Here is a 16,592-nt window from a genome sequence, read left to right as displayed (position 1 = left end):
CTGCGTAGACCGTTCAATGTCCGCCACCGCGTCGTTCACCGAGGCGATGCCGGCGGCCTGCTCGGCCGTCGCGCTGGAAATTTCGGCGACGATCTGGGTTACCCGATCCACCGACACCACCATGTCGCGCATGGTGTCGCCCGCCAGATTCACCTGCCGCACGCCGGCCTCCACGCGCAGGGCGGAGTCGTCGATCAAGCCCTTGATCTCTTTGGCGGCCTGAGCGCTACGTTGCGCCAGTGAACGCACTTCGCCCGCAACCACCGCGAACCCTTTGCCCTGCTCGCCCGCGCGCGCGGCCTCAACCGCCGCATTCAACGCCAGGATGTTGGTCTGAAAGGCGATGCTGTCGACGACGCCCACAATTTCGCCAATGCGGCGCGCGCTGTCCGCAATGCCCTGCATGCTTTGCACCACTTCATCCACCGCGCGGCCGCCCTGCTTGGCCAACTGCGTGGCGCTTTGCGCTTGCCGGCTGGCCAGGTCGGCGTTGCCTGCCGTGACCTGCACGGTGTGCGCCAACTGCGTCATATTGGCGGCGGCCTCTTGCAACGAGCCGGCCTGGCGCGCGGTGCGGTCGGACATATCGGCGCCACCCGCCGCGATCTCGCCCGAGCCGGTATGGATTTCCTCGACGCCCCGGCGCACGGAGGCGACCGCCGCCGACAGCCCCGTCTGCATGCGACGCATCGCCGAATACAACACGCCGATCTCGTTGTCGCCGCGCATGGCAATGTCGCCCGTCAGGTCGCCGTCGGCGATGCGATCAAAATGCGCGCCCGCCTCGTTCAGCGGCCGCAGGATGCCGCGCCGGAACGCCAAGCGGATCAGCGCGGCCAGCAGCAGCACCACCGCCAGCACGGTGGCGGCCACCACGCTTACCCGTTCCAGCGTGCGGCTGGCATCGGCCACGGCGGCCTGGCCCTGCTCGCGCGCATAGCGCTGGTAGCCGTCCGCCTGCTTCACGTAGGCCGCGCCGCTGGCGGGCAGGACCTTGTCCACCAACCGATTCACCTCGATGCCGTTCCAGCCCTGGATAGCGCTGAGCATGGGCGCCAAGGTCTGGTCGGCGAAGGCGGCATGGGCGGCCAGCATCTGGTCGAACAGTGCACCGCCTTGCGCGCTGGTGTCCGGGTTGGCACGTAGCCGCGCCAGGCTGGCGCCGGCCTGCTTGAGCAGCGCGTCCGCCTGCGCCAGCGACGCGTTACGGGCGTCTTCAAGCCCGCCTTCCATGCTGGTCTTGGCGTCGGTCAACGCCGCGCGCGCCTGGAACAGCCGGCTGGTCAGTTCGGCCAGGTCGCTGGCGCGTTCCACGCTGCCCCGGCCCAAGGCTTCGATATCCGCCCGGTTCTCGCGCAGGACGGCGATGCCGGCTCCGGCCGCTATGGCAAACAGCAGTACGAACAACGCCAGAATGGCCGATACCGCCGTGGTGACCCTGAGATTTTTACGCATATCCATCCGTCTATAACCAGGCGCCCGGAGGCGCAGTGCCACGGATTATGGACACCCAGTTTGGCAATTTCTTGACACAACTGACGGCGCCGCCGCCCGATGGTGGAACGCACGCTCGTCATGAACGCGCTTTTGCGAACAGGAACCCCGTATTAAGCAATTGTGAATTGGCAGCACGGCGCCCATGCGGCACATTCGATGCTGAACCGAACCCTCCTTTTGCCTATCACAGCAACCCTATGCCCCACGCCTCACACGACTATCAGGACATCCGCGAAGCCGTGCGCGACCTTTGCGCGCAATTTCCGTCAGAGTATTTCCGCAAGATCGATGAAGAACGCGGCTACCCCGAGGACTTTGTCCGCGCACTGACCGAGGCCGGCTGGCTGGCCGCGCTGATCCCTCAGGAGTACGGCGGCTCGGGCCTTGGGCTGACCGAAGCGTCGGTCATCATGGAAGAAATCAACCGCAGCGGCGGCAACTCCGGCGCCTGCCACGGCCAGATGTACAACATGGGCACCTTGCTGCGCCACGGGTCCGAAGCGCAGAAGCGCGAGTACCTGCCGCGCATCGCCGCCGGCGAGCTGCGCCTGCAATCGATGGGCGTTACCGAACCCACCACCGGCACCGATACCACCAAGATCAAGACCACCGCCGTGCGCCGTGGCGATCGCTACGTCATCAACGGCCAGAAGGTCTGGATCTCGCGCGTGCAGCATTCCGACCTGATGATCCTGCTGGCACGCACCACGCCGCTGGACCAGGTCACCCGCAAGTCCGAAGGCATGTCGATCTTCCTGGTGGACCTGCATCATGCCGTCAAGCACGGCATGACGATCCGGCCCATTCCGAACATGGTCAATCACGAGACCAATGAACTGTTTTTCGACAACCTGGAAATCCCCGTCGAAAACCTGATCGGCGAAGAAGGCAAGGGCTTCAAGTACATCCTGGATGGCCTGAACGCCGAACGCACGCTGATCGCCGCCGAATGCATCGGCGACGGCTATTGGTTCGTGGACAAGGTCACCGCCTACGCCAAGGAACGCATGGTGTTCGGCCGCCCCATTGGCCAGAACCAGGGCGTGCAGTTTCCCATCGCGCGCGCCCACATCAACGTCGAAGCCGCCAGCCTGATGCGCTATGAAGCCTGCCGCCTGTTCGACGCGCACCAACCCTGCGGCGCGCAGGCCAACATGGCCAAGCTGCTGGCCGCCGACGCGTCGTGGGAAGCGGCCAACGCCTGCCTGCAATTTCACGGCGGTTTCGGCTTTGCCACCGAGTACGACGTAGAACGCAAATTCCGCGAGACGCGGCTGTACCAGGTGGCGCCGATATCGACGAACCTGATCCTGTCCTACGTCGCCGAACACATCCTGGGTCTGCCCCGCTCGTTCTGACCCGACGCCAACACCAACTGCCCCGGACCATGACCGCCGCCAACGACACGCCCCACCTGAGCGCCGAGCTTGCCGCCTTTGCGGCCAACCTGCGTTACGAAGACATCCCCGCGCCCGTATTGCGCCGCGCCGAAGACCTGCTGCTGGATTGCCTGGCGTCGATACTTGCCGGCGCCTCGGCGCGCGCGGTGCAAGCCATCGACCGCTACGCAGCCGCCATGGGTCCGGCCGACGGCCCCAGCGAAGTGCTGATCACGCGGCGCCGCACCACGCCGCTGTTCGCCGCCATGGTGAACGCGGCCGCCGCCCACGTGGTGGAGCAGGACGACGTGCACAACGGCTCGGTGTTCCACCCTGCCGCCGTGGTATTCCCGCCCGCCTTGGCCGTGGCCCAGGCTCTGGGCAGTTCGGGCCGCGACGTGCTGGTCGCCGCCGTGGCCGGCTACGAAGTCGGCATCCGCGTGGGGGAATTTCTAGGACGTTCGCACTACAAGATTTTTCACACGACGGGCACGGCGGGCACGCTGGCCGCCGCCGTCACCACCGGCCGCCTGCTGAAGTTGACGCCCGAACAGATGCTGCACGCATTGGGTTCGGCGGGCACGCAGGCCGCCGGGCTGTGGGAATTTCTGCGCGATGCCGCCGACTCCAAGCAGTTGCACACGGCCAAGGCGGCGGCGGACGGCATCACCGCCGCGTATCTGGCGCGCGAAGGCTTCACAGGCGCGCGCCACATCCTGGAAGGTCCGCAAGGCATGGCGGCCGGCATGTCGTCCGACGCGGACCCGTCCAAGCTGTGCGACCGCCTGGGCGAACGCTGGGCGCTGGCCGAGACCTCGTTCAAGTTCCATGCATCGTGCCGTCATACGCACCCGGCGGCGGATGCGCTGCAACAAGTGCTGCGCGAGCACAAGTTGGCCGAATCCGACGTGGCGCGCGTGGTGGCGCATGTGCATCAGGGCGCCATCGACGTGCTGGGACCCGTCGTCAACCCGCAGACGGTGCATCAGTCCAAGTTTTCGATGGGAACGGTGCTAGGGCTGATCGCCCGCCAGGGGCGCGCAGGGCTGGCTGAATTTGATGCCGGCTTAGACGACCCGGCCGTGGCGGCGTTCCGGGGCAAGGTCGAAATGGTGCTGGACGATGAAGTGGACAAGGCTTATCCGCAACGCTGGATCGGCAAGGTCACCGTGACCACGCAAGATGGCCGCACGCTGCAAGGCCGCGTCGATGAGCCGAAGGGCGACCCGGGCAATACCTTGAGCCGCGCGGAAATCGAAGACAAGACGCTAAGCCTGGGCCGCTACGCCGGCGCGGCAACGGAAGCGGAGCTGCGCACGCTGATCGCGTCAATCTGGGGCTTGGAGAAAATCGACAAGCTGGGCGCGTTGCTGCCCGGCTGATACGGGCAAAAACCGGTACCGGTATGCCCGCATACGTTATGGGATCCGCGCAGACGTTGCCCGGATCCCTTTTCATGCCTGCCGCTTACACCAGCGCGGCCCGCTGGGCGCGGACCAGGCTGGCGATGCCGTTTTCGGCCAGCACCAGCATGGTGTCCAGTTCGGCGCGGGTAAACGTGGCGCCTTCGCCGGTGCCCTGCACTTCAACAAAAGCCCCGCTGCCCGTCATGATGACGTTGACGTCGGCGTCGCAGGCGGAATCTTCCTGGTAGTCCAGGTCCAGCACCGAACGCCCTTGCACCAAGCCCACCGACACGGCGGCCACCGCGTCGCGGATCGGGTTGACGGCCAGGTCGCCACGCTTCATCAGCAAGGCCACGGCATCGGCCGCCGCCACCCACGCGCCCGTAATGCTGGCGCAGCGCGTGCCGCCGTCGGCCTGCAACACGTCGCAATCCAGATGTAGCGTGCGTTCGCCCAGTGCGCGCATGTCGAACACGGCGCGCAGGCTGCGACCGATCAGGCGTTGAATTTCCTGCGTACGGCCACTTTGCTTGCCACGGGCGGCTTCACGATCGCCACGCGTGTGGGTGGCGCGCGGCAGCATGCCGTATTCCGCCGTGACCCAGCCTTCGCCTTTACCCTTCAGAAACGGCGGCACTTTCTCCAACACGCTGGCGGTGCACAGCACGTGTGTGTCGCCGGCCTTGACCAGCACCGAGCCTTCGGCATAGCGCGTAAAGCCGCGTTCCAGGCTGAACGGCCGCAGTTCGTCTACAGCGCGGCCGGACGGACGGGCGATGGTGGGCGTAGTGGTCACAGGCAAACTCCAGTCTAGATATTGGTTCGCGGCATTGTACGGGCAGGCGCCGCAGGAAATTCCCGCTTGGAGTATCCTGCCGCGATATATCCGGTTGAATACACAGACCCGCCCCCTTTTCCGGGGCACCGCGGGCCCCGGCGCAACCGGCTCTTACCCCAGCTTTACCAGGACACGACCATGATTCGCAGCATGACCGCATTCGGCAACGCCCGAGCAGACCTAGAACAAGGCACGCTTGCCATTGAACTGCGCAGCGTCAACAGCCGCTTCCTTGATTTGTATTTCCGGTTGCCCGACGAGTTGCGGCATGTTGAAACGCCGCTGCGCGAGCTGCTGACCGCCAATCTGGCGCGCGGCAAGGTCGAGATCCGGGTGTCATTCACGCGCAACGCCAGCACCGACCTGTCCAAGCTGGATCCGACGTGGCTGGAAAGCCTGGCGGAACAATTGCAGGCCGCGCGCCGCATCGTTCCTGACATCGCGCCGCCCCGGCTGGTGGAATTGTTCAACTGGCCCGGCCAACGCGGCAACGACGCGCTGGACCCGCAGGTGTGGGGCGCGGCCTGCCTGCAAGCCGCGCAGCAGGCCTTGACCCAACTGCAAGAGGGCCGCGCGCGCGAAGGCGAACGCCTGGCGGGCATGATGCGTGAATGCGCCGACGGCGTCGCCGGCGTGGTCGATATCGTGCAGGCTCATCTGCCGCAACTGCTGTCCGACCACCGCGACAAGCTGGCCGCCAAACTGCGCGAAAGTGTGGAATCGGCCTTTCCCGGCGGCTTCACACACATCTCGGGCACGGAGCTGTCCGAACGCCTGTCGCAGGAAGCCAATCTGTTTGCGCTGCGTATCGACGTTGCCGAAGAACTGTCGCGCCTGCGTTCTCATCTGGAAGAATTGCGCCACCTGCTGACCGACGGCGGCGGCAAATCCGCCTCGGGTAAGAAAAACGCCGGCAGTGCCGGCAAGCGCCTGGATTTCCTGTTTCAGGAAATGAACCGCGAAGCCAATACGCTGGGTTCCAAGGCAGGCAGCATGGAAGTCACGCGCGCCGCCATGGACCTGAAGCTGCTCATCGAGCAGATGCGCGAACAGGCGCAGAACATCGAATAAGCGGTAGCGGCTTGATGAGAAATCGGGAGGCCGCGCGAGCGGCCTCTTTGCATTCCAGACTTTTCCTATAGGGTCGCTGGCAAGGCCGTGTTGTCATGGGGGGTTTACGTCAAGGCTGTATCCCAAGGCTGTCTCCATTAGGAAGCCCCATGTTCCGCAAGACCTTTCTGCCGCCCGTCGCCAACCTGCTGGCCTTCGAAGCAGTCGCCCGGCGCAACAGCGTGTCGCGCGCGGCGGACGAGCTTCACCTGACCCAAAGCGCCGTATCGCGCCAGATCCACCAACTTGAAACCCAGCTGGGCGTAACGATGTTCCACCGCGTGCGCCAGCGGGTGGTCTTAAGCGATGCTGGCCGCGCCTACGCGTCCGAGGTGCGCATCCTGCTGCACCAACTGTCCGAAGCCACCCGCCGCACCATGGCCTGCACCCGCCGCGACCAGCTCAACCTGGCGGTGCTGCCCACGTTGGGCACCCGCTGGCTGATTCCGCGCCTGGGTGACTTCATGGCGCGCAAGCCCGACGTCACCATCAACTTCACGTCGCGCACCCTGCCCTTCGAGTTCTCGCAAGAGCCTTTTGACGCGGCCATCCATTTCGGTGCGCCTTACTGGGCCGGCGCCGTGTGCGAGTACCTGATGCACGAAGAGGTCATCGCCGTCAGCAGCCCCCGCTATCAACGCCTGCACGGTATCCGGCACATCGCGGACTTGTCCAACGTCGTGCTGCTGCACCAGACATCCCGCCCCGCACAATGGGCGTCGTGGTTTGACCAACACGGCGCCAGCGCGGCGCGCGCGATGCAGGGCCCTCAGTTCGAGCAGGCGTCCATGCTGGCGCAAGCGGCCGCCTCCAGCCTGGGTGCGGCCCTGCTGCCCCGCTTTCTGGTGGAACGCGAACTGGACACCGGCGAACTGATTCAGCTGTTTCCCCAAGCGCTCAGCAGCGCCGACGCCTACTACTTCGTCTATCCCCACACCCAGGCCGAATCGCCGCTGGTGCGCGAATTCGGCGCCTGGATGCTGGAGCAATGTCGCGTGTCGCCGTAAGCGCCGCCCCGCCCGACGGGCTTCTTGGCCCCGCACACGCAAGGGCTTGCGCCGCTGCAAAGAAGGCGTCAAGCTGCTGCTACACCGAGTCGGCCCTGGACACCAACGGGACTAAAAGCCTTGCAGCGCGTCGTCATCATTGGCGGAGGAGCCGTTGGCAGCTCTATCGCTTACTTTCTAAGCCAAACCCCACACGATTTCGACGTTACCGTGCTTGAACGTGACCCGACGTACGCGCGGGCTTCGTCCGCGCTCTCGGCCAGTTCCATTCGCCAGCAGTTTTCGACGCCCGTCAATATCGGCATGTCTCAAATGGGCATTGCGTTCTTGCGCGAACTGGCCACGACGTTGTTTGTAGAAGACCCGGCGCCCGATATCGGCTTGACCGAGCCCGGCTATCTTTACCTGGCCAGCGCCGCCGGCTGCGACACGCTGCAAAGCAACTACACCACGCAGCGCGCGCACGGCGTTGACGTCGCCTTGCTTGAGCCGGTTCAATTGCAAGCGCGATTCCCCTGGCTGAACACCGCGGACCTGGCGCTGGGCGCGCTGGGGCTATCGGGCGAAGGCTGGTTCGATGGCTACGGGCTGATGCAGGCGCTACGCCAGAAGGCGATAGCGCAAGGCGCGACGTACCGGCGTGCGCAAGCCGTGGGCCTGCTGCGCGAAGGCGCGCGTGTGAACGGGGTCTGGACCAGCCACGGTGCCGCCCTGCCCTGCGATGTGGCCATCAACGCCGCGGGCCCGTGGGCGGCACGCGTGGCCCAATGGGCCGGCATAGACCTGCCCGTGCGCGCCCGGCGGCGTACCGTGTTCAGCTTCAGCTGCCCGCAAACCTTGCCGCTCTGCCCCTTGCTGATTGACCCGTCGGGCATCTGGTTTCGTCCGGACGGCGACAAATTTCTATGCGGTTATTCGCCCGACGCGGCGGATGACGCCGACGACATGCCGCTTGACGCCCAACTTGAAGCGTTCGACAGCCACGTCTGGCCGGCGCTTGCCGCCCGGGTGCCCGCGTTCGAGGCCGTGCGCGTGCGCAGCGCCTGGGCCGGCTATTACGAAATGAACGTGTTCGACCACAACGCCATCATCGGCGCCCATCCCGATTGCCCCAACCTGTACTTCGCCAACGGCTTTTCGGGCCACGGGCTTCAGCAGGCGCCCGCCACCGGGCGCGGTATCGCAGAGCTGCTACGGTTCGGCGCCTACCGCAGCCTGGACTTGTCCGCCCTGTCTTTTCAGCGCGTTTTGGACAACCGCCCCCTGCTTGAAAAGAACATTATCTAAGGGCGGTTGTCATGGGGCGACGAACGGCTAGCGCGCCTCGCCAGCTGCCGGTTCGCCCCGCAGGGCGGAATCCAGATATTCGCTGCGCGCCCGCGCATCCGGGAAACGCATGTCGCGGTAGCTGATGAAACGCGAGCCGCGCGTCACGCGATAACCCAGCCAGATCAACAGGAACAGCGGGATGCCGATATACGTGGCCACCACGCCGCCCCAATCAATGCGGTCTTGCAGGAACGCCTGATAGTTCTGGCCCAGCGTGATGATCAGGCACAGTACAAAGGCAAAAATCGGACCAAAGGGGAAGAACGGCGACACATACGGCAGATCGGCCAGGCTGTGACCTTGTTTGACGTAGCCGCGCCGGAACCGGTAATGGCTGATGGCGATGCCCAGCCACGCGATGAAACCCGTCATGCCCGAGGTGTTCAACAGCCAGATGTACACCGCGTTCGGGCTGAAGATAAACGTGAAGAAGCACAGGGCGGCAACGACGGTGGTCGCCAGCAGCGCCCACAACGGCACGCCATTGCGCGAAATGCGGCCAAAAATGCGCGGCGCCTTGCCCTCGCGGGCCAGGCTGTAAAGCATGCGCGTGGCGGCGTACATGCCCGAATTGCCGGCGGACAGCACCGAAGTCAGCACCACGGCGTTCATGACGGACGCCGCGCCCAGCAGGCCGGCGCGTTCAAAGATCAGCGCGAACGGACTGACGCTGATGTCTTCGACATCGTTGCGCAGCAGGTGCGGATCGGTGTACGGGATCAGCAGGCCGATCACCAGGATGGCCATGACGTAGAACAGCAGGATGCGCCAGAACACCTGGCGTACGGCACGCGGCAGGTTGCGCGCGGGGTCCTTGGATTCGCCCGCGGCAATGCCGATCAATTCGGTGCCCTGGAACGAAAAGCCCACCACCATCGCCACGCCGATCAGCGCGGCAAAGCCACCGGCGAAGGGCGCGTCGCCCACCGTCCAATTTGCCAACCCGCCCGTTTCGCCGCCACGGATGATGCCCAGCAGCATCATCACGCCCATTGCCACAAAACCCAGCACCGCCACGACCTTGATCAGCGCGAACCAGAATTCCGCTTCGCCAAAACCGCGCGCCGACATCGCGTTCAGGCCGAAGGTGATGGCCAGGAACAAGGCGCTCCAGTAGAAGCCGGGCACGTCGGGAAACCAGTAGGCCATGACGAGCTGCGCCGCCACCAGGTCCACGGCCACCGTCACCGCCCAGTTGTACCAATAGTTCCAGCCCAGCGCGAAGCCGAAACCGTCTTCGACGTAGCGCGCGCCGTACGTGGAGAATGAGCCCGACACGGGCATGGCGGCGGCCAGTTCGCCCAGGCTGGTCATCAGAAAATAGACCATCACGCCGATCAGCACATAGCCCAGCAGCGCGCCGCCCGGGCCCGCGCGAGCAATGGTGGCGCCGGACGCCACGAACAGGCCGGTGCCGATGGACCCGCCCACCGCGATCATTGTCAGATGGCGTGCGGACAAGGTGCGCCGCAGCTCGGAAGGCGGGTTTGCCTTCGCTGCGCGCGTGCCGCCGGAGCGGCGATCATCGTGTTCCGATGGAGCCAAAATTCATTCCTTCACGTCTTGAAGGCGTCCGCGCGGAGATCTCGCGAAAGCCTGGGATTACCGAGCAACGCGCGAGAATAGCGCAAACGGACCCGCCTCGAAAATTGGCGGCCGTTTGGGGACGGATCGCGCCTACTGGAAGGCCGTTTCCATGAAGGTGCGCAGCTTGCGGGAATGCAACCGTTCCGGCGGCATGTCCCGCAGGCGCTCCAGGGCGCGGATGCCAATTTCTAGATGCTGATTGACCTGCCTGCGATAGAACACGCTGGCCATGCCTGGCAGTTTCAGTTCGCCATGCAGAGGCTTGTCTGACACGCACAGTAACGTGCCGTACGGCACCCGGAAGCGGAAACCGTTGGCGGCAATGGTGGCCGATTCCATGTCCAGCGCAATCGCGCGCGACTGCGCAAAACGCTCGACCAGTTCAACGTGGTCGCGCAGTTCCCAGTTGCGGTTGTCAATGGTGGCCACGGTGCCCGTGCGCATGATGCGCTTCAAATCCCAGCCCGACAGCCCCGCCACTTCCTGCACGGCCTGTTCCAGCGCTACCTGCACTTCGGCCAGCGCGGGCACGGGCACCCACGTGGGCAGGTCGGCATCCAGCACGTGGTCTTCACGAACATAGCCGTGAGCCAGCACGTAGTCGCCCAAGCGCTGGGAATCCCGCAGGCCGGCGCAATGGCCCAGCATCAGCCAGGCATGCGGACGCAGCACGGCGATGTGGTCGGTGATGGTCTTGGCGTTGGACGGGCCCACGCCGATATTGACCAACGTGATGCCGGAATGGTCGCCGCGCACGAGGTGATAGGCGGGCATTTGCGGCAGGCGCACCCCCTGGCCTTCGTCGCCCGGGCCGTTTTCGCCGCGTCGGGTGATGCGGTTGCCCGGCTCGACCAGCATCTCGTAGTCTTCGTTGCCGCTGGCCATCAGCGCACGGGCGCGGGCGCAGAACTCGTCAACGTAGAACTGGTAATTGGTGAACAGCACAAAGTTCTGAAAATGCGCCGGCGCCGTCGACGTGTAGTGCTGCAAGCGATGCAGCGAATAGTCGACGCGCTGGGCGGTGAACGGGGCAAGCGGCTTGGGTTCGCCGTCCTTGCCGCGCCAGGAACCGTTGACAATGGCGTCATCGGTGACGGCCAGGTCGGGCACGTCGAACAGGTCGCGCAGCGGGCGCTTCAGCGCTTCAAGGTGCTCGCCCTCGACATACGCGCCTTCAGGGAAGGCGAAATGCAGCGGGATGGGCGAATCGGACTCGCCGACCTCGACCGCCACGCGATGGTTTTGCAGCAACTGGCCGACCTGCTCGATCAGGTAGTCGCGAAACAGCTCGGGCTGGGTGATGGTGGTCTGGTAGATGCCGGGCTCGGCCACGTGGCCGTACGACAGGCGGGTGTCGATGGGGTCGTAGGTTTCGACCACGATACGGATCGCCGGGTAGTAGGCCCGCGCACGCTCGGGTGCGCTACCGCTGCCTTCCTTCGCGCCGTCCTCTGCGCCTTCCTTTGCGTGTTCCTTCGCCCCTTCCTTCAGCACGTCGCGAAAAGCCGCACGCAGGAATGCCGTGTTGCGCGCGTAGATTTCGGCCAGCCGGGCGACGGCGGCACGGGCGTCCTGAAAGGGTTCAAAGGGCAAGGCATCGGGCCGGTTCATGGAAGACACGGGGTGTACTGCATTCATCATTGAGCTCTACTCCGCTTCTTATCTGTCTTATCGGTTTGCTCGGCGCCCTGGGTAACTCGGGCCCACAACTCAGGCCCACAAGCGCCGATGCGGTCGATTATGCCCGAGCCGATCCCGCATGAAGCGTCATATTTGCCACTGCCCCGCCGCAGCCCCGCTCGTTGCGCCAGTCCCGAATTTGCTGCGCCCGTTACATCGTCTCCCCGGGCGGCAGTAACGATGGAACGCTGATAATGCTGCATTGCACTACAAATGTAATGAAACTTTATTCCATTATAATTCAACGGCTTCCGTGGCTTGCGTGGCCCGGAACGCCCCCTTTCCGCCGGCTTGCCCCCTTAGGCAAAGCCATGCCGCCTACTCCGATTTTTGAAGTGACGTAATGACTCCGCCCACGCGAAAAGTCCGATTTGCCAATTTCCGCATTCCCGTTTTCCTGTCAGCCCCCCTTTTTGCACTGACCCTCTCGTGGCTTCCCAACGCCGCGCAGGCGTCGCTGCCCGCCGCACAAGCCCGCCCGACGCTCAGCGGCCTGCGCCTGGCGCAAGAGCCCACCGTTCCCACCTTGAGTGAACGCGTCGTGCAAGCCGGCCTGGACGCCATCGGCACGCCGTACAGCTGGGGTGGCGACGACGCCGAAGGTTTTGATTGCAGCGGCCTGGTGCTGTACGTTTTCCGCGAAATCGCCGGTCTGGAACTGCCCCGCACGGCGCGTGCCCAGCGCAGCGAGGGAAAATCCGTCGCCAACAAAAAAGAACTGCGTCCCGGTGACCTGGTATTTTTTGCCACGCGCGGTCGCGGCGTCACCTCGCACGTCGGCATCTATATTGGCCAGAACAAGTTCGTTCATGCTCCCCGCCGTGGCACGAAGGTGCGCGTTGACGAGATGAAGAACCCTTACTGGACCAAGCGCTACGTCGGCGCACGACGTTATCTGGACACCACCCAGGGCCAGATGCTGGCCCAAGCGTCGCGATAGGTCGCCTCAAGACACGGGCGAAAAAAAGGCGCCTGCCTGGCGCCTGACGATCAGGGGTAAGTAACCAGCCTGTCGAGAAATTTTCCGGCAGGCTGTGCCGCATTCAGCCCCGCCCCACGAATGGCATGTTGGTGGCCATGATGGTCATGAACTGCACGTTGGCGTCCAGCGGCAGGCGCGCCATGGCGGCAACTGCCTGCGCCACGTGCGCGACGTCCATGCGCGGCTCGACCTTGGTGCTGCCGTCGGCCTGCAAGATACCGTTTGCCATGCGCTCGGTCATGTCGGTAGCCGCATTGCCGATGTCGATCTGCCCGCAGGCAATGCCATACGGCCGGCAATCCAGCGAAATCGATTTGGTCAGCCCGGTCACGGCGTGCTTGGTCGCCGTGTAGGCGATCGAGAACGGACGCGGCGCGTGCGCCGAAATCGACCCGTTGTTGATAATGCGGCCGCCCTGCGGCGTCTGTGCCTTCATCACACGGATAGCCGCTTGCGCGCACAGGAACATGCCGGTCAGGTTGGTGTCGACGACTTCGCGCCACACCGACACGGGCAGTTCTTCGATGGGCATGGCGGGTGCCCCGCGCCCCGCGTTATTAAAGAGCACATCCAGCCGGCCATATTCGCGCTGCGTCGTGTCGAAAAGATCACGCACCGCATGCTCGTCCGATACATCGGTCGGCACCACCAGCGCTCGCACGCCGTCTTCGCCCGCTGCCGTGCGGGTTGCTTCCAGCGGGTCGCGGCGGCGTCCCGCCAGCACGACCCGATAGCCCTGCGCCAGGAATTCCAGCGCCACAGCGCGGCCAATTCCCGTCCCTGCACCGGTTACCAGAGCCACGCGTGGTGGTTCGATCTCGTTTGCGTGCATCGGATTCTCCTTGTTATCAATCGGCGAGATGCTACCGCAATCATTAGCGCGATGCTGCAAGCAAAGTTTCCAAACCAGACACAGTTCCGGCTCGCTTCCTACGAGAGGAAGCGAGTGGAGCACGCGCGCGAAATCAGACAAATGCGCAGATATGTCACAAGTCTTTATATAATCTGAGGTAATTAGCTTATTACCCATAGTCAATAACAATATCGGAGCAGGCAACCATGACCCCACGGTCCTTACCCGCCGCGTTGCTCTTGAGCTTGGCGGGCGTTGCTGCCGCACAGGCGCAGGGCGCGGCTGGCCCCGACGGCAAGCAAATCAGCATGCAAGGCGCGAATGGCGCGCCGGCCTGTGTGACCTGTCACGGCGCACGCGGTGAAGGCAATCCCGCTGCGGGTTTCCCGCAGTTGGCGGGCATCGGCGCCAAGTATCTGACCGAGCAACTGCAAGCGATGGCCAACGGGTCGCGAGTGAGCCCGGTTATGGCGGCGACCGCGAAGGCGCTGGATCCCGAGCAACAAGCGGCGGTGGCACGCTATTACGCGTCGTTGCCGTCGCCGTTGAACATTGACCGCCTGGCCGCCACGGCCATGCATCCCGTCACGCCCGCCGACACGGGCGCGTGGTTGGCCACGCGCGGAGCGTGGGACAAAAACGTCCCGGCCTGTAATCAGTGCCACGGCCCTGGCGGCATCGGCGTGGGCGAGAATTTCCCCGGTTTGGCTGGCCAACCGGCCGCATACATTGCCGGCCAACTGCGCGCCTGGCGCCAAGGGCAACGTCCGCCGGGGCCGCTTGCGTTGATGCCGGCGGTGGCGACACGGCTGACCGATGCCGAGATCGACGCCGTTTCCGGCTATTACGCCGGCCTGCCCAAGGCCGCCGATTTGCTGGCGGCTCAAGCGCCGGCCGCACCGGGAGCTCGCCCATGATGTTTGTACCCGCCCGGACCGCCATGTCCTCCGATGCGCGCCAAGCCGCCATCGACCCCGGCTCGGACATATCGTCCGCCCCCCTCCGCCGTGCCGTGCTTCTGGGCGCCATCGCCCTAGGACTGTTCGCTGCTGCGAATGCGCAGGCCGCCGAACCGCGCCCTGCCTTCACACCGCCCTCGGCATCGTCGCTGCCCGACACCGAATTTGGCAAGATCGTGCGCCAGGGCGAGCAGATTTTCCTGCACACCCCGCAAATGGCAGGCAAATTTGTGGGCAACGACCTGACCTGCGCCAGCTGCCATCTGGACGCCGGCCGCCGCCCGGATTCAGCGCCGATGTGGGCCGCGTACGTGTTGTACCCGGCCTATCGCGCCAAGAACGAACACGTCAACACCCTGGCGGAACGGCTACAGGGCTGTTTTCGTTTCAGCATGAACGGCAAGGCCCCGGCGGCGGACGATTCCACGCTGGTCGCGTTGCAAAGCTATATGTTCTGGCTGGCCAGCAAGGCACCCACCGGCGTAGTGCTGGAAGGCCAGGGATATCGCAAACTGCCCGCGCCCGCGCAAAAGGCCGACTACGTGCGCGGAAGCGAGGTCTATGGGCAGTACTGCGCGGTGTGCCACGGAGCGCAAGGCCAGGGCCAGAAGAACGGCAAACACTGGGTGTTCCCCGCGTTGTGGGGCGCCGATTCGTTCAACTGGGGCGCCGGTATGCACCAGATCGGCAACGCGGCGGGCTTCATCAAGGCCAACATGCCGCTGGGTCAAGCCGGCATGCTGAGCGACCAGGAAGCCTGGGACGTGGCCTATTTCATGAATGCGCACGAACGGCCGCAAGACCCGCGTTACAAGGATTCGGTTGCAGCCACCCGCGCCAAATACCATGACTCCGACGACTCGCTTTACGGCATTGAAGTCAACGGGCACCTGTTGGGCAGCGATTCCCCGGCACCGGGGGGCAAGTTGATCCAAGCGGCGGCCAAACCGGCCGGCTAGCCTGGCCCGGGCGCTACCGCAACGGCGATCAGACGGCGTGACAGCGGGTTTTCCCCTGCCCCGCCGTCTGATTTGCTAGACTTCCGGTCTTAGCATCACACGCCGGTCTTATTCATGTACGCCAATCCCGGAAACGTCTTCATGGTCGTCGCTCCCAGCGGCGCGGGCAAATCCAGCCTGGTGAAGGCCTTGCTTGCGCAAGACCCTTCCATCGAACTTTCCATCTCCTGCACCACCCGCGCGCCCCGCCCCGGCGAAGAAGACGGCCGCGAATATCGCTTTGTTTCGACCGACAATTTCAAAGAGATGCGCGACGCGCAAAACCTGCTGGAATGGGCCGAAGTGCATGGCAATTTCTACGGTACGCCGCGCGACCGTATCGACACCGCAACGCGTGAAGGCCGTGATGTCCTGCTGGAAATCGATTGGCAAGGCGCGCGTCAGGTAAAGCAGCGTTTTCCGGGCGCGATCGGCATTTTCGTGTTGCCGCCGTCTATCGAAGAACTGGAAAGCCGGTTGAAGGCGCGGGGTCAGGATGCGCCGCAAGTGATCGCTCGGCGACTCATGGCAGCGGGCGGCGAAATCGCCCACGCGCCTGAATGCGAATATGTTATTATTAATCAAGAATTTAGCGTAGCCTTGTCGGAACTGATACAAATCGTCAGTGCCGCAAGGCTGCGTTTTTCGTCTCAGGCCGCCCGGCACGCTCAGTTGTTCTCGCAACTTGGCATCCCTGCCGAGCATTGAGCCGACTGCATTCTCCCTATCATCCATCAGCACCAGGTGTCCTAATGGCTCGCATCACTGTCGAAGACTGTCTGAATCAAATCCCCAATCGTTTCAAGCTCACGCTGGCCGCGACGTATCGCGCCCGCGAGTTGGCGCAAGGCCATGCCCCGCGCCTGGACAGCAAAGACAAGCCCACGGTCACTGCACTGCGCGAAATCGCGGGCGGCCTAACCGGCGTGGAAATGCTGCGTAAAGTTCCCACCTGATAGTCTCGGGG

14 protein-coding genes and 1 pseudogene are annotated in these 16,592 nt (G+C 64.4%); 10 read left to right on the top strand and 5 right to left on the bottom strand.

The annotated features are described in order from the left end of the window. Positions 1 to 21: 21 nt before the first annotated feature. Positions 22 to 1,455: pseudogene (locus V6F88_RS03925) on the bottom strand (methyl-accepting chemotaxis protein); the annotation flags it as partial. 239 nt (positions 1,456 to 1,694) lie between these two features. Here V6F88_RS03925 and V6F88_RS03920 point away from each other — a divergent pair. Both V6F88_RS03920 and V6F88_RS03915 read left to right on the top strand, forming a co-directional pair. After that, positions 1,695 to 2,855 carry an acyl-CoA dehydrogenase family protein gene (locus tag V6F88_RS03920; RefSeq protein WP_104143913.1) on the top strand — a complete coding sequence of 387 codons (1,161 nt, stop codon included), beginning with the start codon at positions 1,695 to 1,697 and terminating at the stop codon, positions 2,853 to 2,855. Positions 2,856 to 2,884: 29 nt separating this feature from the next. Next, the gene (locus tag V6F88_RS03915; RefSeq protein ID WP_332608063.1) at positions 2,885 to 4,258 is read left to right on the top strand and encodes an MmgE/PrpD family protein; all 1,374 of its coding nucleotides are present in this window, start codon (positions 2,885 to 2,887) and stop codon (positions 4,256 to 4,258) included. Positions 4,259 to 4,343: 85 nt separating this feature from the next. Here V6F88_RS03915 and rph read toward each other — a convergent pair whose 3' ends face one another. Beyond that, on the bottom strand, positions 4,344 to 5,078 hold the full coding sequence (gene rph / locus V6F88_RS03910; protein WP_046804942.1) for a ribonuclease PH: 735 nt from the start codon (positions 5,076 to 5,078) through the stop codon (positions 4,344 to 4,346). A gap of 180 nt (positions 5,079 to 5,258) precedes the next feature. Between rph and V6F88_RS03905 the strand changes: the two genes are divergently transcribed. From V6F88_RS03905 to V6F88_RS03895, 3 genes are all read left to right on the top strand, one after another. Next, the gene (locus V6F88_RS03905) at positions 5,259 to 6,191 is read left to right on the top strand and encodes a YicC/YloC family endoribonuclease (RefSeq protein WP_332608062.1); all 933 of its coding nucleotides are present in this window, start codon (positions 5,259 to 5,261) and stop codon (positions 6,189 to 6,191) included. 149 nt (positions 6,192 to 6,340) lie between these two features. After that, positions 6,341 to 7,237: a LysR family transcriptional regulator gene (locus V6F88_RS03900; protein WP_332608061.1), complete on the top strand. Its 897-nt coding sequence runs from the start codon at positions 6,341 to 6,343 to the stop codon at positions 7,235 to 7,237. Positions 7,238 to 7,357: 120 nt separating this feature from the next. Further along, positions 7,358 to 8,524 (top strand): NAD(P)/FAD-dependent oxidoreductase, encoded by a 1,167-nt coding sequence (locus tag V6F88_RS03895; RefSeq protein ID WP_332608060.1) that lies wholly within the window; start codon positions 7,358 to 7,360, stop codon positions 8,522 to 8,524. A 27-nt stretch (positions 8,525 to 8,551) separates the two neighbouring features. Here the strand turns inward: V6F88_RS03895 and V6F88_RS03890 are convergent, their stop codons facing one another. Further along, complete coding sequence (locus V6F88_RS03890) at positions 8,552 to 10,111, bottom strand: amino acid permease (RefSeq protein ID WP_046804946.1); 1,560 nt, start codon at positions 10,109 to 10,111, stop codon at positions 8,552 to 8,554. Positions 10,112 to 10,243: 132 nt separating this feature from the next. Further along, a complete protein-coding gene (locus tag V6F88_RS03885) occupies positions 10,244 to 11,794 on the bottom strand; it encodes an AMP nucleosidase (protein WP_442880148.1) in 1,551 nt (516 codons plus the stop codon). 382 nt (positions 11,795 to 12,176) lie between these two features. Between V6F88_RS03885 and V6F88_RS03880 the strand changes: the two genes are divergently transcribed. Continuing rightward, a complete protein-coding gene (locus tag V6F88_RS03880; protein ID WP_332608059.1) occupies positions 12,177 to 12,773 on the top strand; it encodes a C40 family peptidase in 597 nt (198 codons plus the stop codon). 103 nt (positions 12,774 to 12,876) lie between these two features. Here the strand turns inward: V6F88_RS03880 and V6F88_RS03875 are convergent, their stop codons facing one another. Beyond that, positions 12,877 to 13,647: an SDR family oxidoreductase gene (locus V6F88_RS03875; protein ID WP_332608058.1), complete on the bottom strand. Its 771-nt coding sequence runs from the start codon at positions 13,645 to 13,647 to the stop codon at positions 12,877 to 12,879. 227 nt (positions 13,648 to 13,874) lie between these two features. Between V6F88_RS03875 and V6F88_RS03870 the strand changes: the two genes are divergently transcribed. The 4 genes from V6F88_RS03870 to rpoZ all read left to right on the top strand — a co-directional run bounded on the left by V6F88_RS03870 (position 13,875) and on the right by rpoZ (position 16,581). Then, entirely contained in the window at positions 13,875 to 14,585 is a 711-nt protein-coding gene (locus V6F88_RS03870) for a c-type cytochrome (RefSeq protein WP_332608057.1), read from the top strand. After that, positions 14,582 to 15,586 (top strand): c-type cytochrome, encoded by a 1,005-nt coding sequence (locus V6F88_RS03865; protein WP_442880146.1) that lies wholly within the window; start codon positions 14,582 to 14,584, stop codon positions 15,584 to 15,586. Before V6F88_RS03870 ends, V6F88_RS03865 begins: the two co-directional genes overlap by 4 nt. Positions 15,587 to 15,700: 114 nt before the next feature. Continuing rightward, complete coding sequence (gene gmk, locus V6F88_RS03860) at positions 15,701 to 16,333, top strand: guanylate kinase (RefSeq protein ID WP_332608056.1); 633 nt, start codon at positions 15,701 to 15,703, stop codon at positions 16,331 to 16,333. Positions 16,334 to 16,377: 44 nt separating this feature from the next. Then, the gene (rpoZ, locus tag V6F88_RS03855; RefSeq protein ID WP_006219679.1) at positions 16,378 to 16,581 is read left to right on the top strand and encodes a DNA-directed RNA polymerase subunit omega; all 204 of its coding nucleotides are present in this window, start codon (positions 16,378 to 16,380) and stop codon (positions 16,579 to 16,581) included. The last annotated feature ends 11 nt before the right edge of the window (positions 16,582 to 16,592 follow it).

It is taken from the genome of Achromobacter sp. ESBL13 (genome assembly GCF_036668755.1).
Lineage (GTDB): Bacteria > Pseudomonadota > Gammaproteobacteria > Burkholderiales > Burkholderiaceae_B > Achromobacter.
The sequence above is the reverse complement of the archived record's forward strand: the minus strand, read 5'-3'. Positions and strand labels throughout refer to the sequence as shown.

Coding starts and splice junctions, on each gene's coding strand:
- V6F88_RS03885 (WP_442880148.1), bottom strand. CDS start 11,794: ATGATGAATGCAGTACACCCCGTGTCTTCCATGAACCGGCCCGATGCC.
- V6F88_RS03905 (WP_332608062.1), top strand. CDS start 5,259: ATGATTCGCAGCATGACCGCATTCGGCAACGCCCGAGCAGACCTAGAA.
- rpoZ (WP_006219679.1), top strand. CDS start 16,378: ATGGCTCGCATCACTGTCGAAGACTGTCTGAATCAAATCCCCAATCGT.
- gmk (WP_332608056.1), top strand. CDS start 15,701: ATGTACGCCAATCCCGGAAACGTCTTCATGGTCGTCGCTCCCAGCGGC.
- V6F88_RS03875 (WP_332608058.1), bottom strand. CDS start 13,647: ATGCACGCAAACGAGATCGAACCACCACGCGTGGCTCTGGTAACCGGT.
- V6F88_RS03900 (WP_332608061.1), top strand. CDS start 6,341: ATGTTCCGCAAGACCTTTCTGCCGCCCGTCGCCAACCTGCTGGCCTTC.
- V6F88_RS03880 (WP_332608059.1), top strand. CDS start 12,177: ATGACTCCGCCCACGCGAAAAGTCCGATTTGCCAATTTCCGCATTCCC.
- V6F88_RS03870 (WP_332608057.1), top strand. CDS start 13,875: ATGACCCCACGGTCCTTACCCGCCGCGTTGCTCTTGAGCTTGGCGGGC.
- V6F88_RS03920 (WP_104143913.1), top strand. CDS start 1,695: ATGCCCCACGCCTCACACGACTATCAGGACATCCGCGAAGCCGTGCGC.
- V6F88_RS03865 (WP_442880146.1), top strand. CDS start 14,582: ATGATGTTTGTACCCGCCCGGACCGCCATGTCCTCCGATGCGCGCCAA.
- V6F88_RS03915 (WP_332608063.1), top strand. CDS start 2,885: ATGACCGCCGCCAACGACACGCCCCACCTGAGCGCCGAGCTTGCCGCC.